Genomic DNA, 26838 nt, shown 5'->3' on the forward strand with positions numbered 1-26838 from the left:
TCTACGTCTCTCACGTGGACCACCCAGCCTACACGCGAATCGGAAGGTGGATCCGAGACCACGTCCAAACTCAGGGCTACTCGCTGCTTCCGCGCAGACCCCCGAAGAAGCTCGTGAGCAGCTCTGCGCATTCTTCCTCCAGCACACCGCTGCGTACCTCCGGCACGTGGAGGGTGCCAGGGGCGCGCAATACCTCCACCAGCGAACCGCACGCCCCCATCTTCGGCTCAAAGGCACCAAAGACCACCGAGGACACCCGGGAAGCCTGAATCGCACCAGCGCACATCGCGCAGGGCTCCAAGGTGACGACCAGCTCGCAGCCTTCCAGCCGCCAGCCATCGCCATGCACGCGCACCGCCTGACGGATGGCTTCCACCTCTGCGTGCGCGGTGGGGTCATTCAGCTGCTCGCGGCGGTTAACGCCGGTGGCGAGTTCGTTACCGGAGGCGTCGTACAGCACGGCTCCTACCGGGATATCCCCCGCCGGCGTGGTGCGTGCGACCTCCAGGGCGCGACGCATGCGAGACTCCGCGCGGACCAGCCCCGCCGCTGGTTTAAGAATCATCCGAGTCGAGGCCGTCGATGAAATCCTCCAGCTCATCACCAAAGCCCAGCTCGCCGGCGATGCGCAGGAGCATATCGGAAGGCCAGTCCTCATCGTTGTCGATGATGTAGCCCACCTGGTCCTCATCGAGGCCGAGGTCCGCGAAGATGTCGAAGTCACCGTCACCGTACGGGTCGGCGTCCTCCCACTCGTCTTCGTCCAAATCCGGGATATCGATATCGCGCAGGTCCAGGAAATCCGCGGCGAAATCGTCTTCGGAGGCATAGGTGGCGTCGGAAAGCAGCATGCGCACATCCCCCGGCACCGGGCGCACGACGACGAAATAATCATCCTCCACGCACAACAGCGCAAATGCCGCTCCCTCCGAACGCAGGTTGCGCACCGCCTTGATGGAGGTGTTGACGTCGGTAAAGTCATCCTTGAAGGGGCGAATCACCCACGCGCCTTCGGCGCTGGGGACGGTGATAGCAAAGGACAGATCGTCGTGGCTCATACCTCGTCAGATTAGTCGGATTGTGCGACAATTGTCACCGTGAGTTCTCAAGATGTTCAACGCCCCGTCTGCATTATCGGCCTCGGTCTCATTGGAGGTTCCCTCCTGCGAGACCTAGCTGCTGCACGCCATTCCGTGTACGGCTATAACCACTCGACTTCTGGTGCGCGAACGGCCATTAAGCAGGGCTATGACGTCACCGATGATCTGCCGGCTATCCTGCGCCGCGCCGAGGAGGACAATGCGCTCATCGTCATCGCGGTGCCCATGGATGCGGTTGCCTCGGTCCTCGACGTCATTCAGGAACACGCCCCGAGCTGCGGGCTGACGGATGTCGTCTCGGTCAAGGCCGAGGTTCGCCAGCTCATCGTGGAGCGCAACATGGAGTCACGCTACGTGGGCGGCCACCCCATGGCCGGCACCTCCAAGTCCGGTTGGGAGAACTCCCACACCGGACTATTCAACCGCGCTGCTTGGGTTATCACCTACGACTACGCCGCTGAATGCGATGCGCGCGGCGAGCGCATCCCCACCGAATGGGAGAACATTTTTGCCGACGTGGTCCGCATGACCCAGATGGTTCACGCTGAGGCGGTTCCGGTGCGTGTGGCGAACCACGATGCCGCGGTCGCCCGCATTTCGCACCTGCCACACGTGCTGGCGGAGACCCTCGCGGTGGTCGGCGATAATGGCGGCATTCTGGCACAGTCCCTGGCGGCTGGCTCCTTCAAGGACGGCACTCGCGTGGCGGGCACTCGCCCGGACCTGGTGCGCCAGATGTGCGAGACCAACTCGACGGCGCTGGTCCAGGCCCTCGACGAGGCCCTCGAGTTGCTGCAGGATGCGCGCGACTCGCTGGCCTCGGAGCAGCCTTCCATCGCCGCGCTTGCCGACGCTGGCTTCCGCGCCCGCACCCGCATCGAAGCCCGGTCCGGCGCTCGGAAGGAATCGGTCTCCCCGGTGAAGATCTCGTCTCGCCCGGTTCTGCGTTTGCACCCGGGTGCGCCGAACTGGGTGGCGCAGCTGCGCCAGACCGAGTCTTTGGGCGGGCGCATCGAGATCTTCTAGCCCGCTCTGACAGCGAATATCAGCCGGAAGGCGGTTCTGTCCACGGGGCAGCCCGCAGTTAGCAAAAGGCATCTTGCAGATGGCATCTGCCAAAAGGCGTTTTCAGGCGAGAAAACGCCTTTTGGGGTGTTCACATGGCGTTTTTGGCCCCTAAAACGACTTCTAGCGGATGCCTTTTGTGGGGCGCCATGTGTCGACGGTTTGTGGGGGCCATCTAGCGACCGACCGTGAAGCAGCGTGCGCGGCAGCGTAGTGCGGTGGCGTGGAGCGGCGTGGGGCGCTTAGTCGCGGAAGGTGTCGTCGCGGCGCTTGCGGGCTTGGGACTCATCGCGTGTGATGCCCAGCAGCGGGTAGCCAGCAAGGCCCGCCGCTAGGCCCACCGGCAACATCCAGAGCATGCCGGAAGCCAACCACAAGACCACGCCGAGGATGGCACCAGCGATCAGACACGGAACGAGTTTCTCCTTCATGGAGATTCAGCCTAGTTGGTACTCCGCGCGGCGACAGACTTGCGGTTGAGCAGGCGCGAGATGATGGCTATGGCGATAAGTCCTACTACCGAAGCAACGCCCGCTGGCCATGCAACCGGGGCGCTGACCTGCATCGTTGTCGGTGGTGCCGGGGAGTTATCGGCGTTGAGGACGCCGTCGGTATCGCGGCCGCTGGTGGCGTCCTCGATCCAATCGCGGACCTCGACCACCGACGTAATCGCCGCGGTCGGGGAAGGCAGATCCGGATCCGCGTTCGACGTTCCAGCCGTGGCCACGCCGACGAGGCGACCGTTGACAAAGAACGGACCACCTGAGTCGCCGCCTTGCATGCCCTCACCATTAAGGGACTTCACGTCCATGATGGCAGCGGCAATCATCGGGCCTACTCCCCCGAGTTCACCGGCCGGGATACTTTCCGCGCCGTCGGGTCCAACGGCGATCTCTGGCATGTCGCCGCCCTTCATCACCTGGGGCGCGTCGGATGCGTCGGGGGCGGGAGCGACCATTCCACCGGGGGCAGGCACAGCCATGTCGCCAGGTGCCGCGGCGCCGGAATCGCCCGGCGCCACCGGTGTCATCTTCTCACCGGACTCGTCTGGGCTCGCCGGCGGGGTGCCGCCGGATAGCAATTCACCTACTTCCATCTCAGCCATCGGCAGCTGGCCTTTGCGGGCCATGCGGGAGCTGCTGCTCCAGCCGTAGAAGTGGCCTTTCTCACCAGCGGTAGGAACAGCGTCCGCGAGCTTGGCGGGCTTAACGCCCTTGACGGGCTCGGTCAGGTGCATGAGGCCGGCGTCGATAGTCGGCGAAACAGCCCATGAATCCACGTCATAGACACGGGTGTCCTTGCCCTGGCCAAAGCGTGCCTGCGAGCCCTCGTTGTTGACGGACTCCAAGCAGTGGCGGGCGGTCAGCACCCACTGCTCAGCCACCAGCGTGCCGGTGCAATCGCCGAAGTTACCAATCTTGCCCATACGCAGCGCAGCTACGGCAGCGCTTTCCTCCGAGTGAGGTGCGGTCTGTGCAAATTCCAAGGCCATGGCCGGTGCAGCGCCCAGCCCCACGACCACAGAGCTGGCCAGAACAGCAGTTATCTTTCGTGCCGCCATTACGCGGCCACCTCCTTGATTGCCCAAGCCACGACCCTCTCGGCCGGACCCTTTCCACAGAACTTCTTCCACAGCGCGCTCAACAGAAGGAACGCGAGCACAAAGCCCAGTGCCGCCGTGGTGTTGTGCAGCGAAACGTTCGCCTGCCAATAACGAGCGGTGAGAATGTGCAGGATATAGATGGTCAACGACATCGAGCCCAATGCTGCGAAGGGGAAAGCCAAGCGTGGCAGCTGACGGCCAATGATCAAACACAGGTGCAGCACCACCGCGGTGACTGCCACGGAGAGAAGGATTTCACCAAGCACACCCGTATGCCCGGTAAAGCGCAGCCAGCCGGGGATATCCGGGTTGAAGCGCTGCCACAGGCCAATACCGGTGACAACGGCAGCCACCGCGGTCGTGACGATCTGGGTGCGGGTGGGGCGGGTGAGGTAGACGTCGTAAAGCAGCATGCCTGCCACCATGTACGCCAGGAAAGCCACGAGGGGGTAGACCTGCGGGAGGGTGTACGGCGCGTAGAGCACCGTGGCGCCCGCGGTGGCCAGCGCGAAGAGCAGAACCTTCCACACGGTAGCCAGCGGTGGGACCCAAGCGGTAAGAGCCATTGCCGCGCCCATCACCACGAGAACGACCTGAATCTCACCACCCACAGGTAGCAAGGCCACACCGATGAGCATGACTATCATACCGCGGGCAACCAGCTTGAGGAAGACCCGCAGCGAGTAGTCGCGAGCAAGAATCATCATCGTGGTACCTGCAATGATGGCGAACCCCGCCGCCGGCAGCCCAGAGAGCACCACTTTGGTGCTCCAGACCAGGTTGGCCATGTGCAGAATAATCATCCCGATGATGGCCAAGGAACGAGCAATATCGAGGCCCACTATTCGGGCGCGCGCTGACACCTATTCATCTCCTTGCAGTTGAAAACGTTTAAGACCGACCAGTGGCTCTGGCCGGTCTTCTTATTTGTGTTTGTTTTCAGCTCTGCATTTCACTCAGCTCTGCGTGATATGCGTCTCAGTGGCTAAGGGCGATGGATTTCTCATCGCGCACGAGGTAAATGCGCTCAGGGGTTGCGGAGGCATCGGGGTCCACCATCACCGTTACTGGTCTTTGAAGAAAGCCAATGAGAGTCCCGTCCGATTGCGGGCCAAAGCAGATATTGTCCGACATCAAATCCCACGTGATATCTATCTCACTAGCCTCGTTACTCTCAAAATGGAAACCGGCATTATCGCAAGAGAACTCCAAGTACTGATCCCTAAAGTTCACGTAAAAGGAATCCGGCTGCTGCGCGGACTTCCACTCGGAATTCACCACAAACTCCAACTGCTGCGCATTGGCGGTGACCAAGCCTGCGGGCGTGCTAGTAATAATGTTGCGGTGTGAGGATCCAGCTTCCGCTATGTCCGAGCTCCCCGGCAGTTCCGAGGAGCCAACAAAAGAGAAGAGGGAGGAAATGAAAAGCAGGATAGCGGAGAGAATCGCTTGAATCATGGGCCAAAGTATAGCCCCAGGTGAAGGACCGGTGTTTGCAATCTGTTTGCACCGTGTTTGCACCCACTTCGGTTTACCTGGGATTACTCGGGCCTACTTTTAGGCGACCAAAACGCAAATAAACCCCCAAGCTATCCGGCGTTTATACCGTTTGACCTGGGGGTTTAGGTGGTGCGCCCGGAGGGATTCGAACCCCCAACCTTCTGATCCGTAGTCAGATGCTCTATCCGTTGAGCTACGGGCGCAGTCCGTTGGTAAGCAGTGCGTGTGCTCTGCCGTGCAACGAGGAATAACTATACCTACGGTCTGAAAAACTAACAAATCAGCAGTTCACGACCATTTTTCACCTTGAGTTTCGAGCTTCCACTTTACCCACTGTTCACCTAACCGGTAGGAGCCTTGAGCTTAAAACGCACTCTGTCCCCGGCACCGAGTCATCGCTTCGGCGCCAGGGACAGAACTACCAGAAACTAGACCGCCAGGCCGAAGATGGGCACAGCCAACAGATAGACAGTCAGGGTGATGAGGAAGATGCCCAGGATGTTGAGGCCCAGACCACCCTTGATCATCTCACCAATCTTGACGTAGCCGGAGCCGTACGCGATGGCGTTCGGCGGAGTAGCAACCGGGAGCATGAACGCACAGGTTGCAGCCAGCGCCACCGGGATGGTGAGCAGCAGAACGTTGATGTCACCCTCCGCAGTCAGGCCAACACCCACGGCAACACCGCCCATGATCGGGATGAAGGTCGCGGCGGTCGCAGTGTTGGAGGTGATCTCCGTCAGGAAGAGCACGAGAGCGGCCACTGCGGCAACGATGAGAACAGTTGGTAGGACACTGAGTCCCTTGGCCATCTCACCAATCCACAGGGACAGACCGGACTTGTTGAACATGGCCGACAGCGACAGGCCACCGCCGAAGAGAAGGAGCACGTCCCAGGGCATCTCGTTGGCGGTCTCCCAGTCTAGAAGGCGAATGCGGCGCTGGTTATCCGCAGGCAGGATGAACAGCAAGATGCCGGCCGCGATGCCCACGATGGCATCGTCGTAGTTCTCGAATTCCTTGAGCACGAGCGGCAGGGTCACCCACGCCGCCGCTGCGAACAAGAAGATAATGCCCGTCATGATCTGGGGACGGGTCCAGGGGCCGAGGGCCTTAATTTCATCGTCGATAAGCTCGCGACCGCCCGGAATTTCGGTCATCTCCGGCTTGAAGACGGTGATGAGCAAAAGCCATGCGATGATCAAGAAGATTGCAGCCAGCGGCACACCAACGGCCATCCAGCGACCAAAGCCCAGGGTCACGTCCCAGGTGTCTGCCATGTAAGCATTGAGGAAGGCATTCGGCGGAGTACCAATAAGGGTTCCCAGCGAACCGATAGATGCAGAGTATGCGATACCCAGCATGAGAGCGGTGGCGAACTTCTTCTGCTTATCCCAGCCGCCGACGGTCTCCGCGGTCAGCGCCAGCACCGAGGTGCCAATCGGCAGCATGACCACAGCGGTTGCGGTGTTAGACACCCACATGGACAAGAAGCCAGTAGCGAGCATGAAGCCCAAAATCAGGCGCTTCGGCGAGGTACCGATCAACTTCACCACATACAGCGCGAGGCGGCGGTGAAGGTTCCAACGCTGCAGGGACAGTGCGATGAGGAAGCCACCCATGAACAGGAAGATGGTCGCGGACGCATACGGCGCGCCGACTTCCTTGATGGCCCCTACGCCCGCCAGCGGGAAGATGACCAAGGGCAAGAGCGCGGTAGCGGCCAGCGGGATGGCCTCCGTCATCCACCACACGCCCATGAGAATGGTCACGGCCGCCACGGCACGCAGCGCACTCTGGGTGTATTCAACATCATCCTTGGCGCCGGGTGATTGCAACACCGTGTCGACGGCGTTACTAGGGAAGAGAAACCACACAAGTGCGGCGAGGACGAGTCCGACGATAAGGCCAATGGCCATGCGCCGCCATTCGCGTGTATCGACGCCGCGGTCGTCTTCACCCTCCGTGTGTGCGGTTGAGACGTGAGTTTGCGGGGTAGTCATCTGCCCCCTCCTTTTCCTGGTTAACCAGCCCCCATTCAGTTGAGAGAGTTACTGAAATCACTGAATGGGCCTACACGTTCAGGCTATCGAGACCACAGACAGCCAACAAACACTTTCGCCCCATTACCCCCACTAAGGCCACAGATTCACCCCTGTTAGCAAAATCTTTTGCAGATTAGCTGCAAAGAATGCTCACCAATGTGTGGGCAGTCCGCAGCCAATTCCCCTCCCCCAGATCCCCAGACCTCGATCCCGCAACCTGCAGGTGGGCGTCGCCAAGCGCTTGCCGACGCCCACCACCCACCAGGGGGTTGCGGGATCGAGGTCTGGGGGTTTGGCCCTGAATGCTGCTCAGCGCGCGCGAGCTGCTCGAATGCGCTAAAAGTAAGCCATGAACAACCTAGGCATCTTTCACTACATAGACACCCACATGGTCGATCTGCGCACGCTCACCAACGACGACCCCCGATGGGGAAAATTCACGCAAGGAAATTCCATAAGCTCGCGTGGTGCTATGTCATTCCCCTGCACCGATGGCTGCACTTGAAACCCTGGGAGCGAGAAACCGCAGAGGTTTATGCCCATGCGCGTGCCGCACCGCGGGCAACTCTCCTGGGCAAAGCGGCTGCTCGCATCCATGGCATCCCTACGCTCACAACGCCGAGCGAGTATTTCGCGACAGTCCCCTCCAACTCCGTTCCCCAAAGGTCCAAGCGCCAATACTTCCGTTACAAGCAGACAAAGCTCAACAATCAAGTCACAGAAGTCCACGGGATCCGGGTTACGTCCCTGGCACGCACAGCGATCGACATCGCGCGTTTCGATGGCTTCGTCGAAGGTCTCGTCGCCGCAGACTACGTACGGTCACGCCGGGTATCAAAGGACACCCTCAACTGGGTTCTTGGCAACATGGGTCGCGTGAAAGGAGTCGCGGATGCCCGGCGGGCCGTGGAGCACAGCGTCAACAGCTCCGAATCTCCTTGGGAGTCTTATGCGCGGGCGCTTATTCTTGACACGGGCCTTCCCGCGGTTCGCAGCCTGCGCGCCCAATACCGGGTCAATCAGTACTACGCCGACCTCGCGATTAATGGCTGGCTGCTCATTGAAATTGACGGCAATGTGAAATACGAAAACGAACTGGAAGAGGTAATTCGGGCCGAACACCAACGCCAAAAGGCGCTCCTCAACCAGGGCTTTGTCGTCTTACGCTTCTCACCCCAAGAATTGCGCGAAGCTCCAAAAGACTTTATCGCCACCATCGCGCGGCACTTAGCTGCGGGGCCTAGGAACCTTCGCTAGATCCCCAGACCTCGATCCCGCAACTCCCTGGTCGGCGGTGGGGCGTCGGCAAGCGCTTGGCGACGCCCACCTGCAGGTTGCGGGATCGAGGTCTGGGGGTTTGGCTCTACCAGATAGCGGCAAAGGCAACTGCCCCGAGGAGCATCGTCCCCAGCGCAACGGCGGCAAGCGCCGGAGCTCCGGGCAGGGCAGGTGATTCGGCCCGAGCCAGGATCTCGTCAGCATGGCGGAGCTTGGCGGTGGCCAACCACAGCACCACGGCCACCACTACCCCTACAATCAGGGCGGCCCATGGCGCAACGGAACGAACGACCAGCAAACCCGCGATGAGGCCGGCTAGACCCGTGCGCTGCCAGGCTAAGCGGGTGCGCTCGGGTTGGAGGCCGGGATCAAAAAGCTCGCTCACGCTAGCAGCTCGCCCACCAGAATCATCAGGCCGATGATGATCACCACACCAACAATCAACGCCAACGCTGGGCTAGCCGGGAGCGGACGCCCATGGCGCATCGCGCGCTCAGAGGCACCCCAGTGAAACCATGCCACTGCCGGCAGGATGATGGCCACGATCAGCATGATGACAGAAACGACGCGAGTCAGCGTCGTGTTCAGCGGCAGTTCGAAGGTCTCCAGAGCCACACCACCGGCGATAAAGGCCAGCGACGTGCGGATCCACGCCAAAAAGGTGCGCTCATTAGCCATGCTGAAGCGCGGGTCGGGTTCCTCCCCTGTTCCATACACCGAGCCCGGAAAACGTGCCTTCGTCATACGCGCCACTGTAGCGCCCCGCTCCTCGCTCCACAGTGCGAGGCACCCCAAGCACCGCGCTTAGGACTGCGAGAAGGCCTCAAGATCCGCTGGGCTACCGGCGACGACGATGAGGTCGCGGTGGGTGAGCTCGGTGCCGTCGACAAGCGGGCGCCACTGGCCAGGCCCCTCACAGCGGGAGATGAGCTGAACGTTGTGCTCTTCCCACACCTGGTGCAGGTTGAGCGGACGCTTACTTATCGACGCCGGCGGGGTCATCGCCGTCACACCATAGTCGGTGGCGATCTCCGCAAAATCCTCGAAGCGCCCGCCCAACAGGTGCGCCACGCGGCGGCCCGTATCGCGCTCTGGGCGGATCACGTGGTGCACTCCCAATTGGCGCAGGATACGGGCGTGCGCATCCGAATCTGCCTTGGCCCAGATATCGCCTACCCCCAGTTCCACCAAGTTCGAGGCGGTGAGGATGGAATCTTCCAAATCGGAGCCGATGGCCACGACCACGCGTTCCACTTCATCAACGCCCAGCTGGCGGAGTGCCTCGGCGTCGGTCGTATCCGCGGTCACGGCCTCGGTGAGGTACGCGGCGTGCTCGCGCACGTGCTTCTCCTCGGCATCGATGCCAAGAACCTCCACGCCATGCTCCATCAATTCACGGGCCAGGGAAGAACCGAACCGCCCCATGCCAATGACGACGACCGGCGGAATATTGATGGAAGACTTCTCACGCCGCAGGGCGCTGAACATGTTAGCCAATGAACGGCCTTTCTTCTGGGTAGCGGTAGCGCAGGCTAATAGTCCGGGCGGCCAGTGCCGCCACGAAGGTGGTGGGGCCTACGCGGCCAACGTACATGATGAGACACAGCATGAGTTGTGATGGTGCGGACAAACTTGCGGTAATACCCGTGGACAAACCCACGGTGGCGAAGGCGGACATGACTTCGAAAGTGACCTGGTCCGCGGTGAACTCGGGGTCCCAGATGCGCAGCGTTGCCACGCCTACAGCAACAACGATCATTCCGGCGGCGGTCAGCGCGAGGGCCTGGCGGAAGGTGGACAGCGGCAGGCGACGGGGCCCGATGGAGGTGTCTTCCCGGCCCAAGAATTCAGAGATCATCGCCGCGCCCAGAACGCATGCGGTCGTCACCTTGATGCCACCCGCCGTACCGGCGGAGCCGCCGCCGATGAACATCAGGATATCCGTGACCATCAGCGTCAACGGATGCGCTTCCCCGTAGTCAATGGCGTTGAAACCGGCCGTGCGGGGCGACGCACTCATGAAAAAAGCGTTAGTGAGCTTCTGTCCCAGCGGCATCCCGTGTAGTACCCCAGAGTTTTCTGCGAGGAAGAAAACAACGGTGCCGCTAAGCAACAAAAACGCTGTGGCACCCAGCGTCATCCGGGCGGTCATGGACATGCGGTGAATGCGTGGCGTGCCACCACGCCAGCGTGTTAGCCGTGCGCGGGCCCGTCGCACGAACTCCGCCAGCATGGGATAGCCCAAGCCACCCGTAATCAGGGCGCAGGCGAGGGGCAACAGGATCCAAGCATCGGCGGCAAAGGAAACGACGCTATCGGAATAGGTACTAAACCCGGCGTTGTTGAAAGCCGAAATAGCGTGGAAGATGCCTTCCCACACCGCGCGTCCTGGTGCTACTCCGTGTTCGGTGGCTAAACGCACGCCGATAAATACGGCAACGATGGCCTCGCAGATCAGAGTCATCACCAAGGTAAGCAGCAAGGCGCGGCGAATTCCGCCAGAGACCACGGCGCGGCCCTCCGCAGCACTAGTTCTGCGAGCTTTGAAGCTGATGCGTCCGGTCAGAAGCATGCCCGATAACGACGCCAAACTCATGATGCCGAGGCCGCCCAGCTGGATGAGCGTAATAATGACCACTTGGCCGAAGGGCGTCCAGTAAGTTCCGGTGTCCTCCACCACGAGACCCGTCAAAGAGACCGCTGAGGTTGCCGTAAAAAACGCAGGCAAGAACGGAGTCCACTGCGGAACGTTGGCGGAAATCGGCAGCATAAGAAGCACCGTTCCCACGAGGATAAGCAGAATAAAGCCCGCGGCGGTGAGCCGAGCTGGGCCCAGGAAATGACCGCGTTTCACAGCGCTTCAGCTTACCGCTGGGTGCCGTTTCACGGGACCCCACTAACCTGTGAGTATCTCCAGAGTTTTATGTAAATAGCATCGGCTGCACCGTGCGGTAAGCACTACATCAGCTTGGTCTTCTCCAAGGTCTCCACCCAGCCATTGGTGAACTTCTCCAGCGGCTTGTGGAAGACCACGCCCAACACGAGCATCGGTACGGCAAAGAGCAAGAGAGCGAACAGGGATAGCCAGAAATCACCGTGGTAGGTTCCGGCGATGGCCGCGCGGAAGGCGCGGATGGTGTAGGTCGCTGGCAACCAGGGGCTAATGTTCTGGAACCACTCCGGAAGCACCGGCAATGGGTAAGCACCGCCCGAAGAAGAGACCTGGATGACCAGCATGAGCACCGCTAACGCCTTGCCCGCGTTGGCAAACGACACCACAAAGGTGTAGCAAATCAGCATAAAGATGAGCGAGCTTACCCAGCCCGCCAGCAGCATGAGGATGGGGTGCGCGGGCTCGATGCCTACGAAGAAGATGAGGCCCAGGATGAGCATCGTCGACTGCACGAGGCCGACCGCCGCGAAAATACCGAAGCGGCCAAAGAAGCGCTGCATCGGCGAATACTTGTCCTTGTCCACAACATCCGTGCGCACGCTCACCGCAGTCAGCAGCGCGCCGACCCACAGTGCTAGCGCCGTGTACATGGGCGTCATGCCGGCGCCGAAGCTCTTGACCGGGTAGACCGCTTGCCTGTCGACGTCCACTGGGGCCGCAATCGCGTGCGCCAGAGCGTCCGGATCGGATCCAATGAGGTCCGCCAGCTTCTTCAGATCCCCGGATGCCGCAGCGGAGTCGATATCCTTCCGCAGGTCGCCGAACTTGTTGGCTTTATCCTGCAGGCCAGAGGCGAGCTTCTGTACCGCATCCCGGGCATCCGTCAAGGAAGAGGAATCAATGGTGACGGGAGTCTTCGCGGTATCCAGATCCGCGCTTACCTGGCCCAGGGAATTCTGCAGCGCGCGCAAGGATTCACGCAGACCGGAGGTGGAGATTCCCTCCACTGCCTTCTTGGCATCATCGAGGCTGGAGAGATCCGGCTTCGTAGGTTCGGGTGCGTTGGCGGCGGCCGTAAGGCGCGCGTGAAGGGCACGCTCGGCGTCGATAGCGTCCTCGATCCGGCTGAGCGCTTTCTCCTTATCCCCTACGGGAATCGGGAGGGCCTCAATGTGGCCATGCAGGTTCTGGTACTGCGCAATGGTGCCTTCTACCTGGCCGGCCAAGGTGTTGAGCGCGGCGACGCGGTCGGCGCGGGAGGCGGAGGCGTCGTCGTAAAGCGCATCAATGCGTTGGCGCACCACATCATAGCTGGCGCTGGTCGCATCGAGGGATTGTTGCAGCGCATCCGTCGAAACATTGAGTGAGGAGGACTGGACCTCCGGCAGCTCCAGGTCCGCCGAGTCCGCAATGCGCTGGGCGCTTTCCATGAGCGGAACCGCGGTATCCACAAGTCCAGCCAAGGAACGCGCGGTACGTGCCGCCATATCCAGCTGGGTCTGCACACCATCCGCGCGCGCCTGCATCCGGTCCAACACGGCCTTGGTATCGCCCTGGCTCAAGAAGTCGGAGAGTGAGGTAACCAGGTCGAAGGAAACATCGCCGACCGTCGTGGTGAAGGCCTCGGCCACCTGCGCCGACACGCCCTCTGCACCCTGACCTGTAATCTTCGGCGCCAGCGCATTCTTCTTTTCATTCATATAGAAGGACAAATCCGCAGGCTGGGAACCATCCGTGTAGAAGTTCATCATGTCGGTACTGAAATCTTCCGGAAGCACGATGGCTGCGTAATACTCACCGGACTTGGTACCTTCTATCGCCTCATCGGAGGTGGTCACAACCCAATCCAGCTGCTCGTTTGCACGTAGCTCATTGAGCACCTGGTCGCCGACGTTGATGGGCACCGGCAACAGATCGCTTTTGTAGCCGGTGTCCTTGCTGGCCACCGCCACCTTGAGCTGGCTGGTGTTATCGAAGGGATTCCAGCTGGCCAGAACGTTAAACCAGGTGAACAGCATCGGGATAACGACGAGGCCCACGAGCATCACCGCGCTCATCACGTTGCGGCATGCGGTGCGCATGTCATTCAGAAAAAGATCGAGTGTTCCACGCATTAGTTATCCCCCTCCGTGGACTCCGCGCCAATGCGCGCTGGATGTTTGATGTCATCCTCATCCAACGTCACCAGCTCTGCGGACTGCTTCAGGCTAATGCGCAGGTACTCCAGGGTGACCGCGGCGATAATGATGAGGAAGCACCATGCCGTCCAAATAGCCAGAAGCAGCGGCTTCTGGTCGGGCAAGAGACCCGAGACGACGATGAGGATCACCACACCGATAACACCGGCGATGCCCACCAGCTTGAGCCAATAGCCCCAGTTGTGCGCGCGGCGGTCCAGATCCTTCTTCAGGCCACTGCGGCTATCCAGCGCCTGGATGACGTCCGCGATGCGGTAGCCGGAGCCCACAACCTGCACGTTTTCATAATCAAAGAGCTCGGTATCCCGCAGCTCGCGGTTGAAGATGACATTGAAGTGCGCCAACGCCTTACGCAGCAGCAGGCCGAAGACGAAGAACAGAATGAACATGAAGGCGAGCACGGCCATGTTCTTGAAATAGTGGTTGCCGTAGAACCCACCGATGGTTTCGCGCATGGCATCGATGCCGTACGTGAATGGCAGTAGTGGGTAGATGGTGTGGAAGAAGTTGGGCAAAAGCTCAATCGGGTACAGGCCCGAAGCACCCGGAATCTGGATAATGACAAAGACCACGCAGAGGCCACGCCCCAGGTGTCCCAGGGATGAGGACAGTGCGTAAATAATGCTCAAGTAGGCCAGTCCCACGAGTATGCTTGTCAGGACGAAAGCCGGCGCATTCACGGTCTGCACGCCAATGAGCAGGTCACCGACGGTCACCGTGATGGCCTGGACGATGACCATCAAGGCCATGAGGAGGAAGCGGCCCAAGTAGGCCTGGCCCACTGTGACGCGGTCGAAGCCTTCCTTATCCACCTCGACGCGGAAGATCACCATGAGGACGAAGGCACCGATCCACAGGGAGAGGTTGGTAAACAGCGCCGCCATAGCGGAGCCGTAGCTGTCCACCGGGTACACGGTTTCGGTCTTCAGCTCGATGGGCTCGGCAAAGAATCGACCGATCTCTTCCGCATCCAGCCCCGTGACGTCTTCGACCACCTTGGAGTTCATTGCGGCCCGCAGCGAGCCCACATCGCCCTGCATAGCGCGCAAACTGTCTTGCAGGGCAAGAAGGTTGGCATCGAAATCAGACAAGGTGTCCTTCGTGGCACGCAGCTGCTGGGCCACACCATCTAGGAGACCGTCTGCCTCCTGCATGGTGCCCTTCTGGGCTTCCAGGGTGGAGCTCAAAGCGCTCGCCATGGAGCTCAGATTGCTCATGGCGCGGTTGATTTCGGGCACGGCGGATGTCACGGTATCGCGCAGCGTCTGCGAGGTGGCCTTGGTATCGGCCGCCGCCTGGTTGATGGCGTCCGCGCTAGCCTGCACGTTGTCCGCCGCGGCCTGCGTATCCTTGCTCAGCGCGCTGAGGTTTCCCACCAGCTGGCGGTTGGATTCATTACCCTCATCAAGGCGCTGGATGGCGTCATCAATTTCCTTAGCCACCTGTGGTGACAGCGTTGCGGAATCGCGCAATGCCTTGAGCTGCGCAATCGATTCTGCGCTCGCATCAATGGCGGTATTAGCCCGCTGCGTGGCGTAATCGAAGCGGTCACCGGCCTGGTTCAGGCCAGCGGTGACATCAGCGATGGATTCCTGCGCCTGGGCGGTGCCGTCCGCCACCGCAGTCGCACCGTTGACGAAGGCGCCGGTGGTCTGGTCGGTGAAGTCCCCAATACCACCTTGGGCCTGCTCGACCAGGGAGGAGACCTCGGCGAGGGCGGTTTGGGCGTCGCCCAGCGCAGCACTCACATCAGCCACCGTGGACTTAGCTCCCAACGTGGAGTCAGCAGCGGCGTCAAGCTTTCCCTGGATCCGCGCGAGGTTCTCACGGTTGCCGTCGATCTCCTGCGCGGTCTCCCCAAAAGCGGAGCTGGTGTTGTTCATCGCGCGCGTGACTTTTCGCTCAAAGTCGGTACCGGTGTCCTTGACGTTCTCCGCAGCGACGGTGGCCACCTGCTCCTTAAAGGCCGCCGTGATCTGCTTGTCCAGACCATTGGCACCGGTATCCGTGATCTTGACGGCGATGGCGTTGTTCTTCTCGTTGACGCGGTAGACCAGCTGCGGCTGCGTGAACTTCCCGTCGAGCATGCTCACGAGGTTCTCACTGAAGTCCTCCGGAATCGTCACCGAGGCATACACGTCTCCCTCTAAAAGGGCTTTCTCGGCTTCGTCGCGCTCAAGGAATTGCCAGCCTATCTGGTCATTCTTTTTCAGTTTCTCAATGACCTCGCTGCCGACATCAATGTCCCCAGTGAGCTCATTGTTAGCACCCTTGTCCTCGTTGACCACGGCCACCTTAATGTTGTTGGTATGGCCATAAGGGTCACGAAAAGCCGCGATGTTCACCCATGAATACAACGCGGGGGTGATGATGAGTCCGATGAGGATGATCCACGCCCTGGGGACGCGGCCAAGCCTGGCTACATCTCTGATAAAAATCTTCCAACTTTGGCGCACTGAAGGCAGTGTACCCGTTGAAGCTTCGAGTCTCTAACCTGCCGAAACCCATAAAGTAATTTCCATGATTAACAATTAAAGGTTGATATGGTTTGCTAAAACAAAACCCTTGCCCACACCCCGCCAACTTGTATTGATAAACAAATTTTTCTAGCACCCTCACTACCCCACTACAATCGGCGGCCATGATTGAAGTCGCAGCCGTCGTTATCCGCAACCCACAAGGCCACGTGCTTACCGTGCGCAAGAAGTCCTCCACCAAGTACCAGCTGCCCGGCGGCAAGCCCGAGGCGGGCGAAGCGCTTGTCGACGCCGCCCTGCGCGAAGTCGCCGAAGAAGTAGGCCTCACCCTCGACGCCGAGAGCCTCAACGAACTCGGCACCTTCGACGCTCCCGCCGCCAACGAACCAGGCGAGGTCGTCGTCGGCACCATCTTCACCTGCACCCGCACCGTCACCGCCGACGAACCCCATGCGGCCGCCGAAATCGGCGACACCGCCTGGGTCGACCCAGCAGCGCCCGACCGCGAGCTTGCGCACCTGTTGCGTAACCGCGTCTTCCCCGCGCTGGCTGGGTAGGTCCGTTTTCGTAAATAAGGCCTCAAAATCTCGAAAATCAGGGCCTTAGATGCGAAAATGTACCCCAACCGGGGACAATTGGAGAGACTTGGCTCCAGATGACATCATGTGTCACGTTTTCTACAGCGACCAGCGACCGCCAGTGCCCCCTCGGCTAACATAGACTGCATGAATGCTAAGGCTGAACTCCCCTCTTTCGATTGCGGAGGGCCGGCTCTTATCGATCTCAACGACAAAGAAGCCGTGTGGGAAGCACTCGATGCCCACTAGAAGTCAGAAATGCCTATCTAAAACAACAAAACGCAGAACCCGAGTCACCAGTGAAACGATGACTCGGGTTCTGTAGTTTGCGGAGACGAGAGGATTTGAACCTCCGGACCTACGCAAGTAAGTCAACTCCTTAGCAGGGAGCCCCATTCGGCCGCTCTGGCACGTCTCCAGCGATTCGCAATGAATCGTCCATCACTCTACCTGAGCGCTTCCCCTATGGACAAAATGGGGCTTCCCTATTCTTTCCCTGAAGCGCCGCGTGCAGCTTGAGGGCAACGTAAAGAGCCGCGCAACGCCAGCCATCATCGAGCACGCCGGGCCCGAGGATCTCACGCACGCGGTCTAGGCGGTAATGCAGAGTAGCGCGGTGAATGTAGAGCGCATTAGCGGTCGCAGAGACATTGCGGGAATGCTCAAAATAGGTCAGCAGGGTGTGCCAGTAGGAGTTGCGGGGGTCGTCGAGAAGCACCGCGGCATCCGGGCTCATCGCCACCACCGTCGCGGGGGTCAGCTCCCATCCGCGCAGCAGGCGCCACGCGCCCGCCTCCTCCCAGCGCAGCGAGTCCTGGCCGCAGAGTTTGGCCACGTCCGCCATGAGTCGCGCCTGCGGGGCCGTCGGCGCCGAGCCGCGGGCCACTACCTCGGCGCCGGCGACGAGCGACGCACTCTGTAGCTCCTCCATAAGGGCCTCGGTGTCCTTGTCATCGCGACGGCACTCGACAAGCACGAGGGAATCATGAGAGTCCGCGACCAAGAAGGGCCGGCGCACCAGCGGGCGGGCAAGTTCCACGGCCACCGCGCGCTGATCGCCTTCCACCAGCACGCGATGCACGGTCAGCTCGCCATCAGAGGGCAAAAGATCGCGCTCACGCGCCCCGGCCAGCGCGGCCAGATCACCGGTAAGCACCTCGCGGGCCAGCTCACCGAGCTGTTGGGCGCGGGCGGCGAGGGGCGCATCGCGTTCGTCGATAAGCCTGGCCAGGGGCGCAAGCAACGAATCCAGGCGGACCAAGGGGGCATCACCCAGCGCGGGCTCATCAATAATCCAGAGGTAGCCCACGAGCCGATCCTCGTGGCGCAAGGGGATGACCACGCGGGGCAGCATGTCATAGCGCGGGTTGGCGGGCAGGCGCACCGGCAACACAGCCTCCTGAATACCGAAGCTCAACATCCACGGGATCGGCTCTGGGGGCGGGGTGCGGTTAAGAATAGAGGCCGCACGGTTCTTATCGATGGCACCAATCTGGGCACTAGCGGCAATCACCGCGATGGCGGGGGTAGTCACCTCGACGGAGCGCTGCAGGATCTGGGCGCATTCGTCGACGATATCCTGAATGCTCGTCAGCTGCGGGGGTGTCACTTTTGACATATGTCAAAGATACTTCCGAATATTGTCTAGTGACAAACAAAACTGTGGTGCGCAATAATCTCCTACAGTTCAATGACTCACGTCACAGATATACGTTCATGAAGGGCGTCTACATGACCACAACCAACAATTCCGTCAGGGCACAGGACGTTGTCGCCAGCGACAACGCCAGTACAGACGACGGCCTGCAGCGCGGCATGAAGTCGCGTCATCTGCAGATGATCGCTTTTGGCTCGTGCATCGGCACGGGCCTCTTCTTAGGCTCCGGCGCCTCCATCCAGGAGGCCGGTCCGGGTGTTATCGCCGCCTATGCCATCGGCGGTTTCATCATCTTCCTCATCATGCGCATGCTCGGTGAGATGGCCGTGGAGCACCCCGTCGCCGGCTCTTTTAGCGCCTACGCCCGCGAATACATCGGCCCCATCGCCGGCTTTGTCACTGGTTGGAACTGGTGGTTTACCACCATCGTTGTCGGCATGGTGGAGCTTACCGCCGCTGGCACCATCATGGATTTCTGGTTCCCCGGCATCCCGCACTGGCTCACCGCCCTCGTCGCTCTTGTCATCGTCACCGCCATCAACCTGGTGCACGTCGGCGCCTTCGCCGAGGCAGAATTCTGGCTTTCGCTCATCAAGGTTGCCGCGCTCATCCTCATGATCGTCGTCGGCGCGGCCATCATCTTTGGCCTCACCCCGGAGCCGGCCCTGGGCTTAAGCAATATCACCGAGCACGGCGGTTTCTTCCCCAACGGTGCCTCCGGTGTGCTCTTTTCCCTCGTCGCTGTTATTTTCTCCTTCGGCGGCATCATCTCCATCGGCACCGCCGCGGGCGAGGCGCAGGATCCCGCTAAAAGCCTGCCCAAGGCCATCAACAACGTGATCTGGCGCATCCTCATCTTCTACGTCGGCGGCATCGGCATCATCGTGCTGCTCGCTCCGTGGAACGAACTCGATACTTCCACCTCACCCTTCGTACGCGCGCTGAGCACCCTAGGTATCACGGCTGCCGCCACGGGCCTCAACCTCGTCGTGCTCGTCGCCGCCGTCTCCGTGTTCAACACCATGACCTTCTCCGGCGCGCGCATGTTGCGGGATCTCTCCCGCGGCGGCCAAGCTCCGCCCTTCTTCAACTCCGTCAGCGCTAAGGGCGTGCCGGTTCGCGCCCTGCTCTTCAACTCCCTGCTCATGGGTTCTGCCGTGCTGCTTAATTTCCTCTTCGAGGGCAAAATCCTGATTGTTCTCCTCGCCATCATCGTGGGCGCGGAGCTCATCTCCTGGTCCGCCATCGCCGTAGCTCACCTGAACTTCCGCAAACGCTGCCCGGATGCTGCTTTCCGCGCGCCCCTCTGCCCCATCGCTAACTACCTGTGCTTGGCCTTCTTCGCCCTCGTCATCGCTTTGATGTTCATGCTGCCGGACTACCGCACCGGTGCCATTGTCCTACCCTGTTGGATTGTGACCTTGGCACTCATCTGGCTGGGGAAGAAGCGCCACGACGCACGAAACACATAGAAAGGACCCTCTCATGCAGACCACCATTGGTGATTTCATCCTGGACCGCCTCAAGGCCATCGGTATTACTGAAATCATCGGCGTGCCCGGTGATTTCAACCTGAGCTTCCTCGAGCAGATCGAGGCCTCCGAGGGCATCCGCTTCGTCGGCGCCTGCAACGAGCTCAACGCCGCCTATGCCGCTGACGGCTACGCCCGCCAACGCGGCGTGGGCTGCCTGCTCACCACCTATGGCGTGGGCGAGCTTTCCGCGCTCAACGGCATTGCGGGCGCACGTGCCGAGCACGTCCCGCTGGTGTCGTTGGCAGGCGCGCCGCCGCAGTATGCGACCGAATTCCGCTGGAACCTGCACCACTCGCTTGCCGACGGCGACTTTGCCAACATGCTCGATTCCTTCGCGCCCTTCACCGAAGTGGCCACGCGCGTGTCCCCCATGAACGTGGTCGAGGAATTCGACCGCGCCCTGCACACCTGCCTGCGCGAGAAGCGCCCGGTGCACATCCAGATTCCTTCCGATATCACTCACCTGACCATCGAGGTCCCCGACGAGCCTTTCTCCACCGAACTCGCCCCCTCCGATCCGGAGCGCCTGAACGCTGCCGCAGACTACGTGCTGGAGCACTTGGCGAAGGCCAATGACCCGATCATCCTCATCGATCAGGACACCAACCGCCACGGTTTCACGGAGAAGCTCCGCGCCATCATCGACAAGGCCCAGCTGCCTTACTCCCAGCTTTCCTCCGGCAAGGCCATCCTGTCTGAGCGCCACCCGCTGTTCATCGGCACCTATAACGGTGCGGCCTCCGCACCGGGCGTGCAGGAGCGCATCGAAAAATCCGACTTCCTGGTCACCACGAACCCGCGCTTCATCGAGGTCAACTCCGGCTCCTTCACCCACAACCTGGCCGATGCCCGCGTCTATAACTTCGGCGACCAGCACCTCAACGCCGACGGCGAGTTCTTCGTGGGCATCAATACGCTGGAGCTTCTCGACGTCCTCCTCGACCGCATCCAGGAAGCCGAGACGTCGCCAAGCGCGGCCTTCGAACCCGAGCCCTTCGAGCCGAACCCGGATGCCCCGCTGACCCAGGAGCGCATCTGGCCGCAGATGCTCGGCTTCATCCAGGACGATGACGTGGTCATCGCCGAAGCCGGCACCTCCAACATTGGCTTGGGCCAGCAGCGCATGCCCGAGGGCGTGCAGTACATTAACTCCACCATTTGGGGCTCCATCGGCTTTACCCTGCCCTGCGTGCTGGGCTCACAGCTGGCCAACCCGGAGCGCCGCCATGTTCTCTTCATCGGTGATGGCTCCTTCCAGCTCACCGCCCAGGAGCTCTCCACCATCCTGCGCCAGGACTTGAAGCCCATCATCGTGTTGGTGAACAACGATGGCTACACCATCGAGCGCTACATCCTGGGCATGGAACGCGAATACAACGAGATCCAGATGTGGGACTACACCGCACTGCCTAAGGCCTTCATGAAGGACACCACGATGGAGTCCTACGTGGCCTCCACCGAGGGCGAGCTGGCGAAGGCCCTAGACGACATCGCCGCCCACCCAGAGCGCGGCGCCTTCCTCGAGGTGCGCCTTGATGCTTTCGACGCGCCGAAGGGCCTTCAGGCCTTCGGGCCGCAGACCGCTGACTTCGACTTCGGGCCTCGTGGGCCCCGCAACGCCTAAGGTAGAAAACATGATTCGACCAGACCTTTCCTCCCTGCCCGCCTACGTTCCCGGAAAGAACGCCGAGCACGCCTTGAAGCTCTCCTCCAATGAGGCAACTCAAGAGCCGCTGCCCGGCGCGCTCAAGGCCATGGAGGCTGCAGCCGCGCACGTCAACCGCTACCCGGATATGGGCGCGGTGGAAATCCGCAAGGCACTCGCCGAAAACCTTGGTGTCACCCCGGAGCAGGTCACCTGCGGCGCGGGTTCCTCCGCCATCTGCCAGCAGCTGGTACAGATCACCTCGGTGCCCGGTGATGAGATTGTCTTCCCCTGGCGCTCCTTCGAGGCTTATCCCATCTTCGCGCAGGTCGTGGGCGCTACCCCGGTCAAGGTTCCGCTCACCGCGGATCACCGCGTGGACTTGGAGGCCATGGCGGCTGCCATCACGGATAAGACCCGCCTGATCTTCGTGTGCAACCCGAATAACCCCACCGGCTCCATCATCACCAAGGAGGAGCTCGACGCCTTCCTGGCCAAGGTCCCGAAGGACGTCATCGTGGCGCTCGATGAGGCCTACATCGAGTACAACCGCAACGACGCCGTCCCGCTGGCCACTGACTACGTCCACACTCACGACAACGTCATTGGCCTGCGCACCTTCTCCAAGGCCTATGGCCTGGCCGGCATCCGTTTAGGCTATGCCTTCGGCAACGCCGAGATCATCGAGGCGCTAAGCAAGGTGGCCATCCCGTTCTCCGTGAACTCGGTGGCACAAGCTGGCGCTGTGGCCTCGCTGGCCGCCCAGAAGGAGCTGCGTGAGCGCACCGACGAGACCGTGGAGCAGCGCGACCGCCTGGTGGAGCACTTCGCCGACTTTGGCGTGCCGGAATCCCAGGCCAATCACATCTGGTTCGCCGCCGACTCCATTGCGAAGCTGGGCTCCCCGCAGGACGTTGCGGCACAGCTTGCCGAGAATGACGTTCTCGTCCGCGCCTTCCCTGAGGGCGTGCGCATTTCCGTCACCACGGCGGAGGAAACCGACATCCTGCTTAAGGCGTGGGACGCTGCCTTCAGTGCAGAGGAGTAGTTTCCGCGTTAGAGTGCAGTTGTGAAGACATTTATCAATTTTGCACTCAACGTCATTGCCGTCGCGGTGGCCTTCTGGGCCGTGGTGGCGATTGTCCCCGGAATCGACATCGTCCCCGCTAGCACCCAGAATTTCCTGCTCATCGCGGCGGTCTTCATCATCGTCAATGAGGTCGTCACCCCGGTGCTCCGCTTCCTCGGCGCCCCGCTGACCTGCCTGACACTGGGCCTGTTCGCGCTCGTCATTAACGGCGCGGTCCTGCTCCTCGTCAGCGCGCTGATGGACTCACTCGTCATCGACGGCTGGGGCGCCGCCATCATCGGCGCGATTGTTCTCGCGATCGTTTCCGGCGTGGTGAACTTCTTTACTAGTCCCCTGCGCAGCCGAAACTAACCCCCAGCAAAGGGTGGGAGGACGTCGACGCGGGAGGCGTCGGAAAGCACTGCGTCCTCTGTAGCGCTCGCGCCATCCACCAGGAAGGTGCAGCGCTCCAGCACCTCCGCAAAGCTCATTCCGGCCTCGGTGCTGCCGGTATGCTGAGCACGCAACACGTCCAGCAACTCCCCCAGCGTCGCTGCCTGCGCTGTGTCCTGCGCGCGCCCCGCGGCGGCGCGAGCTGCGGCAAAGTAGTGTATGTCAACCATGGTTGCCACTATGCCAGCCTCCGTGACAGGAAGGAACCTGATGCGCACCTATGAGGAACACCTCGCCGCCGTTCGCGCGGCCCTTCCGCAACCCCGGGTGGTGTCCACTCCCCTGACCAGCGCCTTCGGCCGACGTGCCGCCGCGACGTACCGTGCGGAGCAGGACCTTCCGCCTTTTGATAATTCGCAGATGGATGGCTATGCGCTTTCCACATGTGACGGCGGCACCTTCACCGTCGGCCGCACTATCGCGGCGGGGGATCCCCCGGGCTCGCTCGAGCAAGGCACCGCTCTCCCCATTATGACCGGCGCGAAAATCCCCGAGGGCACCGTCACCATCGTCCCCGTCGAGCACTGCGAGCCCCCGCACTTCCCGGAAGAGGGCGCCACGGTCACTGTGCCGGCAGCCCCTGAGCAGTTCATCCGCCGTGCGGGCTCCGACGTCAAGGCCGGCACAACCCTCATCAATGAGCACGCGCTTCTCGACGCCCCCTCCATCGCCACCCTCGCCTCCCAGGGCCTGACCGAGGTCCTCACGTACGCGCCCGCCCGCATCCTCATCTGCACCGGTGGTGCTGAAATCGGTGGCGACGGGGAGGCGACCATCCCCGATTCCAATGCACCGATGCTCGCGGCCCTGGCCACGCAGTATGGCATCGACGTGGCCGGCTACGTGAGCACGAACGACGATCCCGATACTCTTCGCTCCGACCTCGCCGAAGCAGTCATTACCCACCGCCCCGATGTCATCGTTACTTCCGGCGGCATCTCTCACGGAAAATTCGAGGTCATCCGTCAAATCTTTGAAGAGGATGGCTGGTTCGGTCATGTGGCGCAGCAGCCCGGCGGCCCACAGGGCCTGTCCCGCCTTGGCGAGGTCCCCGTGGTCTGCTTCCCCGGCAACCCCATCTCCACGCTGGTGAGCTTCCGCCTCTACTTGGCGCCCGCCCTTGGCCATGCCTCGGAACCAGTTCGCGCGCACCTTGTTGAATCCGCGGATGGACTCAACAACCGCGAACAGTTCCGCCGTGGAACTATCAGTATTTCCGATGGCACAGCAACAGCCTCCTTCCTCGGCGGCACCAGCTCCCATCTGATGTCCCAGGCCATCGGCGCTAACGCCCTCATCCGTATCCCGGCTGACACGCAGCTTTCAGCCGGCGACCTCGTGGAGGTGTTCCCACTCTCATGACCCGCAGCGCACTCGTTATCGTTGCCTCGACCCGCGCCGCCGCCGGCGAGTACGAGGACCGCTCCGGCCCCATCTTGGTGAACTTCCTGCGTGAACAGGGCTTCGATACCCCGGAGCCTGTCGTCGTCGCGGACGCCGACATCGACTCCGCCCTGGCCACCGCCTTCACCGATGCCCCCTCCGTCATCCTCACCTCCGGCGGCACTGGCATCACACCGGATGACCGCACCGTTGAAGCACTCGCCCCGCATCTCGAGCGCGAGCTCCCCGGCCTGGCCCACGCCTTCTACGCGCACTCCGCCGGCATCCCCACTGCGGCGCTCTCCCGCACGGTTGCCGGAGTCACCGGGTCCACTTTCGCTATGGCCCTGCCCGGCTCCACGGGTGCGGCCAAGGACGGCTGCGCGGTCCTCGAACCGGTGCTTAACCACATCATCAACCAGCTGGAAGGCATTCATGAGCACTAACTTCGGCTTACTCGGCGCCCACATTAGCGCTGAGCCCATCTCCGCCCCGGACATCGCCACCGCTGAAACCGGCGCCGTCGTTTTATTCGACGGCATCGTGCGCAACCACGACTCCGGCCGGGGTGTGAAACTCCTGACCTACACCGCGCACCCCAGCGCCCAAGAAGAGATCGAGCGCGTTGCCGGCGAGGTCGCCGCTGCCTTCCCCGCCGTGCGCCTCTGGTGCGCACACCGTACTGGCCCACTAGAAATCGGCGAATCCGCCTTCATCGTCGCCGCTTCCTCCGCACACCGCAAGGACGCCTTCGAGGCAGCCTCGACCTGCGCCGACCGCGTCAAGGCGGAAGTCCCCATCTGGAAGGAACAGCTGCATACCGATGACACCACCACGTGGGTAGGCCTGGAATAAACAGTTGTATGCACTGTCGGAATTCGGTACGGACGGGAAATGGGCTTAGATCCAGAAAGTGAAAGCGCAATGCTCATAGCACTACTTCGAAAACTCCTAGCGGTTTGCGCTCTAGGCGTCTGTGCACTTGTCGTTTCTTCGTGCGCGCAAGAGCGTTCACAGACATCGAAATCTTTTGCCACTTGGGAATGGGGCGGGATCGCTAGAGCTGTGTCTGTGACTCCTTCCGTAAGCAACCACAATTATGTTTTTGGAACGAGCACTGATGAGGTGGACTCTCTCGCTGAACTTGCATCGGTGTATAACCCTTCGATGGAGAGGCTCGGTGAAGGGTATGTGGCTCCAGATAAGGATCAATTGGTTGTCTTTGATTCAGATTTTCGCAAACAATCTGAGAAACCACTCGCAGGTTTAGGTCTACCGACCCAAACAGCTTCTGCTGGTTCTGTGGACAATAAAGCAGCAGTGTTTGTTTTTAACGAAGGCATGAGCGATAGTCCGTATGCGAGCCGCATAGTGCTCGCAACTAAGGAATCTACAAGCACGGTAACTCGCGATAGGAGACCAGTCGCGTTAAGGGCTTGTACTGATGAAAAAGCTGTCTGGATAGAACGTGATGAAGATGACGGAAGCGGTTTAACGCTTGTGCGTATGGGAGGCGACGGGTTGTTGTCTGAATCTCGCCTTGATATACCTGCCGGAACAGTCGCATCCGAATACTTCTCTGCTCTTGGGTGTGGGAAAGAAAAATCATATATTTCTTTTCCTGACGATACTGGTGGTGCGTATGTTGTCTCGGTTGGTACCTCGAATGAAAAACCAACTTTAAAACACGAAGGAAATATCGAAAGGCTGCCGATACCAGGCGTAAATAGGTCCTCTCGCTACGAAGAAGGAAGCGTGTCGTACTTTACGAGTCGAGGAACGATCGTGGCACTTGATCTCGAGCGTCAGGAAGTTAAAGAAACTGAACCGCTAATCGGCGCAGATCGCCGTCCTGTATCTGCAACTATCGACGGCGGAAATCTATATATCGTGACTCAGCCGATTGAAGGTGCTGAGGAGCTTCGCGTACATTCTTTTACATTCAAAGACCCAGCTGCGGATAAGGATGGCGCGCATATCGCGAAGCTTAGCCAGCTTATGCAAGGTGGTACTGCAAAAGGTGCATACACAATTCCGATGTCTATTTACCCTTTCGATAAACGGACGGAATAATGCCTAGAAGAGCTTTATTTTCTGCTCTTTACCTCGCATGGAAATCGCAAGTCCACTGCCTGGCTGATGCGCCTAGCCGACATTTCTGACAAAGATGAACTCGTCATCAAGGTCAACACACTGGTGGCCATCAAGGGCGTGCATGACGTTCGAGTGAGCGTCGAGGTAGGACGAAGCACGATTCCGCCAGAGCTTAGAATATCGACACCAACCGGGATTGAAACCGAATTCTTTAATCAGAATCCACTGCAGGAAACAATAGAAATCAAGGCAAAAGTCTAGGAAA

Annotated in this window: 27 protein-coding genes and 2 tRNA genes; 12 read left to right on the forward strand and 17 right to left on the reverse strand. The window is 60.7% G+C overall.

The window, feature by feature from the left end; genetic code table 11:
• Window positions 1-76 precede the first annotated feature (76 nt).
• Window positions 77-520, reverse strand: a complete 444-nt coding sequence (locus HMPREF2896_RS01230; protein ID WP_070717048.1) for a nucleoside deaminase — start codon at window positions 518-520, stop codon at window positions 77-79.
• Window positions 521-554: 34 nt separating this feature from the next.
• On the reverse strand, window positions 555-1058 hold the full coding sequence (locus tag HMPREF2896_RS01235) for a tRNA adenosine deaminase-associated protein (protein WP_070717054.1): 504 nt from the start codon (window positions 1056-1058) through the stop codon (window positions 555-557).
• Window positions 1059-1097: 39 nt separating this feature from the next.
• On the opposite strand from HMPREF2896_RS01235, the gene HMPREF2896_RS01240 reads away from it, so the two are divergent.
• The gene (locus HMPREF2896_RS01240; RefSeq protein ID WP_070546946.1) at window positions 1098-2126 is read left to right on the forward strand and encodes a prephenate dehydrogenase; all 1029 of its coding nucleotides are present in this window, start codon (window positions 1098-1100) and stop codon (window positions 2124-2126) included.
• 281 nt (window positions 2127-2407) lie between these two features.
• Here HMPREF2896_RS01240 and HMPREF2896_RS01245 read toward each other — a convergent pair whose 3' ends face one another.
• The 6 genes from HMPREF2896_RS01245 to HMPREF2896_RS01270 all read right to left on the reverse strand — a co-directional run bounded on the left by HMPREF2896_RS01245 (window position 2408) and on the right by HMPREF2896_RS01270 (window position 7271).
• Window positions 2408-2596 carry a hypothetical protein gene (locus HMPREF2896_RS01245; protein WP_046648858.1) on the reverse strand — a complete coding sequence of 63 codons (189 nt, stop codon included), beginning with the start codon at window positions 2594-2596 and terminating at the stop codon, window positions 2408-2410.
• Window positions 2597-2607: 11 nt separating this feature from the next.
• Window positions 2608-3726 carry a trypsin-like serine protease gene (locus HMPREF2896_RS01250; protein WP_070717055.1) on the reverse strand — a complete coding sequence of 373 codons (1119 nt, stop codon included), beginning with the start codon at window positions 3724-3726 and terminating at the stop codon, window positions 2608-2610.
• Entirely contained in the window at window positions 3726-4631 is a 906-nt protein-coding gene (locus tag HMPREF2896_RS01255) for a DUF418 domain-containing protein (protein ID WP_070717058.1), read from the reverse strand. Before HMPREF2896_RS01255 ends, HMPREF2896_RS01250 begins: the two co-directional genes overlap by 1 nt.
• A 115-nt stretch (window positions 4632-4746) precedes the next feature.
• The gene (locus HMPREF2896_RS01260; RefSeq protein ID WP_070717061.1) at window positions 4747-5226 is read right to left on the reverse strand and encodes a hypothetical protein; all 480 of its coding nucleotides are present in this window, start codon (window positions 5224-5226) and stop codon (window positions 4747-4749) included.
• A 169-nt stretch (window positions 5227-5395) separates the two neighbouring features.
• Window positions 5396-5471, reverse strand: a tRNA-Arg gene (locus HMPREF2896_RS01265).
• Window positions 5472-5696: 225 nt separating this feature from the next.
• Window positions 5697-7271, reverse strand: a complete 1575-nt coding sequence (locus HMPREF2896_RS01270; RefSeq protein WP_070444291.1) for an SLC13 family permease — start codon at window positions 7269-7271, stop codon at window positions 5697-5699.
• Between the two features lie 468 nt (window positions 7272-7739).
• Between HMPREF2896_RS01270 and HMPREF2896_RS12285 the strand changes: the two genes are divergently transcribed.
• The gene (locus HMPREF2896_RS12285; protein WP_246823956.1) at window positions 7740-8570 is read left to right on the forward strand and encodes a DUF559 domain-containing protein; all 831 of its coding nucleotides are present in this window, start codon (window positions 7740-7742) and stop codon (window positions 8568-8570) included.
• Between the two features lie 106 nt (window positions 8571-8676).
• Here HMPREF2896_RS12285 and HMPREF2896_RS01280 read toward each other — a convergent pair whose 3' ends face one another.
• The 6 genes from HMPREF2896_RS01280 to HMPREF2896_RS01305 form a co-directional block, all read right to left on the reverse strand.
• Window positions 8677-8976: a DUF202 domain-containing protein gene (locus tag HMPREF2896_RS01280; RefSeq protein WP_070717063.1), complete on the reverse strand. Its 300-nt coding sequence runs from the start codon at window positions 8974-8976 to the stop codon at window positions 8677-8679.
• Window positions 8973-9335, reverse strand: a complete 363-nt coding sequence (locus tag HMPREF2896_RS01285) for a YidH family protein (RefSeq protein WP_046648866.1) — start codon at window positions 9333-9335, stop codon at window positions 8973-8975. The genes HMPREF2896_RS01280 and HMPREF2896_RS01285 overlap by 4 nt, the downstream gene beginning before the upstream one ends.
• A gap of 60 nt (window positions 9336-9395) precedes the next feature.
• Window positions 9396-10079 (reverse strand): potassium channel family protein, encoded by a 684-nt coding sequence (locus HMPREF2896_RS01290; RefSeq protein WP_070444297.1) that lies wholly within the window; start codon window positions 10077-10079, stop codon window positions 9396-9398.
• A gap of 1 nt (window position 10080) precedes the next feature.
• Entirely contained in the window at window positions 10081-11445 is a 1365-nt protein-coding gene (locus HMPREF2896_RS01295; protein WP_070717066.1) for a TrkH family potassium uptake protein, read from the reverse strand.
• A 104-nt stretch (window positions 11446-11549) separates the two neighbouring features.
• Entirely contained in the window at window positions 11550-13598 is a 2049-nt protein-coding gene (locus HMPREF2896_RS01300) for a YhgE/Pip domain-containing protein (protein WP_070717068.1), read from the reverse strand.
• Complete coding sequence (locus HMPREF2896_RS01305) at window positions 13598-16138, reverse strand: YhgE/Pip domain-containing protein (RefSeq protein WP_070717071.1); 2541 nt, start codon at window positions 16136-16138, stop codon at window positions 13598-13600. The genes HMPREF2896_RS01300 and HMPREF2896_RS01305 overlap by 1 nt, the downstream gene beginning before the upstream one ends.
• A 185-nt stretch (window positions 16139-16323) precedes the next feature.
• On the opposite strand from HMPREF2896_RS01305, the gene HMPREF2896_RS01310 reads away from it, so the two are divergent.
• Window positions 16324-16716: an NUDIX hydrolase gene (locus HMPREF2896_RS01310; protein ID WP_070717073.1), complete on the forward strand. Its 393-nt coding sequence runs from the start codon at window positions 16324-16326 to the stop codon at window positions 16714-16716.
• A 350-nt stretch (window positions 16717-17066) separates the two neighbouring features.
• On the opposite strand, the gene HMPREF2896_RS01315 is transcribed toward HMPREF2896_RS01310, so the two are convergent.
• Window positions 17067-17155 (reverse strand) — tRNA-Ser (locus HMPREF2896_RS01315).
• Between the two features lie 45 nt (window positions 17156-17200).
• Entirely contained in the window at window positions 17201-18355 is a 1155-nt protein-coding gene (locus HMPREF2896_RS01320; protein ID WP_070717076.1) for a PucR family transcriptional regulator, read from the reverse strand.
• A gap of 113 nt (window positions 18356-18468) precedes the next feature.
• Between HMPREF2896_RS01320 and HMPREF2896_RS01325 the strand changes: the two genes are divergently transcribed.
• Genes HMPREF2896_RS01325 through HMPREF2896_RS01340 form a run of 4 tightly spaced genes read left to right on the forward strand, consistent with a single transcriptional unit; the run spans window position 18469 to window position 23015 of the window.
• A complete protein-coding gene (locus tag HMPREF2896_RS01325) occupies window positions 18469-19866 on the forward strand; it encodes an amino acid permease (RefSeq protein WP_083311436.1) in 1398 nt (465 codons plus the stop codon).
• A 13-nt stretch (window positions 19867-19879) separates the two neighbouring features.
• Window positions 19880-21553, forward strand: coding sequence for an alpha-keto acid decarboxylase family protein (locus HMPREF2896_RS01330; RefSeq protein WP_070717080.1), 1674 nt, complete (start codon window positions 19880-19882; stop codon window positions 21551-21553).
• 10 nt (window positions 21554-21563) lie between these two features.
• A complete protein-coding gene (gene hisC / locus HMPREF2896_RS01335) occupies window positions 21564-22622 on the forward strand; it encodes a histidinol-phosphate transaminase (protein WP_070717082.1) in 1059 nt (352 codons plus the stop codon).
• A gap of 21 nt (window positions 22623-22643) precedes the next feature.
• Window positions 22644-23015, forward strand: a complete 372-nt coding sequence (locus HMPREF2896_RS01340) for a phage holin family protein (protein ID WP_039673133.1) — start codon at window positions 22644-22646, stop codon at window positions 23013-23015.
• Here HMPREF2896_RS01340 and HMPREF2896_RS01345 read toward each other — a convergent pair.
• The gene (locus tag HMPREF2896_RS01345; RefSeq protein ID WP_070717191.1) at window positions 23012-23266 is read right to left on the reverse strand and encodes a MoaD/ThiS family protein; all 255 of its coding nucleotides are present in this window, start codon (window positions 23264-23266) and stop codon (window positions 23012-23014) included. The genes HMPREF2896_RS01340 and HMPREF2896_RS01345 overlap by 4 nt on opposite strands.
• 40 nt (window positions 23267-23306) lie before the next feature.
• On the opposite strand from HMPREF2896_RS01345, the gene HMPREF2896_RS01350 reads away from it, so the two are divergent.
• The 5 genes from HMPREF2896_RS01350 to HMPREF2896_RS01370 all read left to right on the forward strand — a co-directional run bounded on the left by HMPREF2896_RS01350 (window position 23307) and on the right by HMPREF2896_RS01370 (window position 26834).
• Entirely contained in the window at window positions 23307-24458 is a 1152-nt protein-coding gene (locus HMPREF2896_RS01350; protein WP_070717085.1) for a molybdopterin molybdotransferase MoeA, read from the forward strand.
• A complete protein-coding gene (locus HMPREF2896_RS01355; protein ID WP_070717088.1) occupies window positions 24455-24925 on the forward strand; it encodes a MogA/MoaB family molybdenum cofactor biosynthesis protein in 471 nt (156 codons plus the stop codon). The genes HMPREF2896_RS01350 and HMPREF2896_RS01355 overlap by 4 nt, the downstream gene beginning before the upstream one ends.
• Entirely contained in the window at window positions 24915-25334 is a 420-nt protein-coding gene (locus HMPREF2896_RS01360; protein ID WP_070717091.1) for a molybdenum cofactor biosynthesis protein MoaE, read from the forward strand. Before HMPREF2896_RS01355 ends, HMPREF2896_RS01360 begins: the two co-directional genes overlap by 11 nt.
• 216 nt (window positions 25335-25550) lie before the next feature.
• The gene (locus HMPREF2896_RS12605; protein ID WP_141754744.1) at window positions 25551-26552 is read left to right on the forward strand and encodes a hypothetical protein; all 1002 of its coding nucleotides are present in this window, start codon (window positions 25551-25553) and stop codon (window positions 26550-26552) included.
• Window positions 26553-26618: 66 nt separating this feature from the next.
• A complete protein-coding gene (locus HMPREF2896_RS01370; RefSeq protein WP_070444330.1) occupies window positions 26619-26834 on the forward strand; it encodes a hypothetical protein in 216 nt (71 codons plus the stop codon).
• Window positions 26835-26838 lie beyond the last annotated feature (4 nt).

The organism is Corynebacterium sp. HMSC069E04 (assembly GCF_001813175.1).
Taxonomy (GTDB): Bacteria; Actinomycetota; Actinomycetes; order Mycobacteriales; family Mycobacteriaceae; genus Corynebacterium; species Corynebacterium aurimucosum.

Bases quoted from the DNA above. Each gene is read 5' to 3' on its own strand.
- HMPREF2896_RS01355 (WP_070717088.1), top strand. From the start codon at position 24,455: ATGACCCGCAGCGCACTCGTTATCGTTGCCTCGACCCGCGCCGCCGCC.
- HMPREF2896_RS01235 (WP_070717054.1), bottom strand. From the start codon at position 1,058: ATGAGCCACGACGATCTGTCCTTTGCTATCACCGTCCCCAGCGCCGAA.
- HMPREF2896_RS01325 (WP_083311436.1), top strand. From the start codon at position 18,469: ATGACCACAACCAACAATTCCGTCAGGGCACAGGACGTTGTCGCCAGC.
- HMPREF2896_RS01300 (WP_070717068.1), bottom strand. From the start codon at position 13,598: ATGCGTGGAACACTCGATCTTTTTCTGAATGACATGCGCACCGCATGC.
- HMPREF2896_RS01260 (WP_070717061.1), bottom strand. From the start codon at position 5,226: ATGATTCAAGCGATTCTCTCCGCTATCCTGCTTTTCATTTCCTCCCTC.
- HMPREF2896_RS01250 (WP_070717055.1), bottom strand. From the start codon at position 3,726: ATGGCGGCACGAAAGATAACTGCTGTTCTGGCCAGCTCTGTGGTCGTG.
- HMPREF2896_RS01285 (WP_046648866.1), bottom strand. From the start codon at position 9,335: ATGACGAAGGCACGTTTTCCGGGCTCGGTGTATGGAACAGGGGAGGAA.
- HMPREF2896_RS01320 (WP_070717076.1), bottom strand. From the start codon at position 18,355: ATGTCAAAAGTGACACCCCCGCAGCTGACGAGCATTCAGGATATCGTC.
- HMPREF2896_RS01350 (WP_070717085.1), top strand. From the start codon at position 23,307: ATGCGCACCTATGAGGAACACCTCGCCGCCGTTCGCGCGGCCCTTCCG.
- HMPREF2896_RS01230 (WP_070717048.1), bottom strand. From the start codon at position 520: ATGCGTCGCGCCCTGGAGGTCGCACGCACCACGCCGGCGGGGGATATC.
- HMPREF2896_RS01310 (WP_070717073.1), top strand. From the start codon at position 16,324: ATGATTGAAGTCGCAGCCGTCGTTATCCGCAACCCACAAGGCCACGTG.
- HMPREF2896_RS01360 (WP_070717091.1), top strand. From the start codon at position 24,915: ATGAGCACTAACTTCGGCTTACTCGGCGCCCACATTAGCGCTGAGCCC.
- HMPREF2896_RS01290 (WP_070444297.1), bottom strand. From the start codon at position 10,079: ATGTTCAGCGCCCTGCGGCGTGAGAAGTCTTCCATCAATATTCCGCCG.
- HMPREF2896_RS01245 (WP_046648858.1), bottom strand. From the start codon at position 2,596: ATGAAGGAGAAACTCGTTCCGTGTCTGATCGCTGGTGCCATCCTCGGC.
- HMPREF2896_RS01270 (WP_070444291.1), bottom strand. From the start codon at position 7,271: ATGACTACCCCGCAAACTCACGTCTCAACCGCACACACGGAGGGTGAA.
- HMPREF2896_RS01345 (WP_070717191.1), bottom strand. From the start codon at position 23,266: ATGGTTGACATACACTACTTTGCCGCAGCTCGCGCCGCCGCGGGGCGC.
- HMPREF2896_RS01370 (WP_070444330.1), top strand. From the start codon at position 26,619: ATGCGCCTAGCCGACATTTCTGACAAAGATGAACTCGTCATCAAGGTC.
- HMPREF2896_RS01330 (WP_070717080.1), top strand. From the start codon at position 19,880: ATGCAGACCACCATTGGTGATTTCATCCTGGACCGCCTCAAGGCCATC.
- HMPREF2896_RS12285 (WP_246823956.1), top strand. From the start codon at position 7,740: ATGGGGAAAATTCACGCAAGGAAATTCCATAAGCTCGCGTGGTGCTAT.
- hisC (WP_070717082.1), top strand. From the start codon at position 21,564: ATGATTCGACCAGACCTTTCCTCCCTGCCCGCCTACGTTCCCGGAAAG.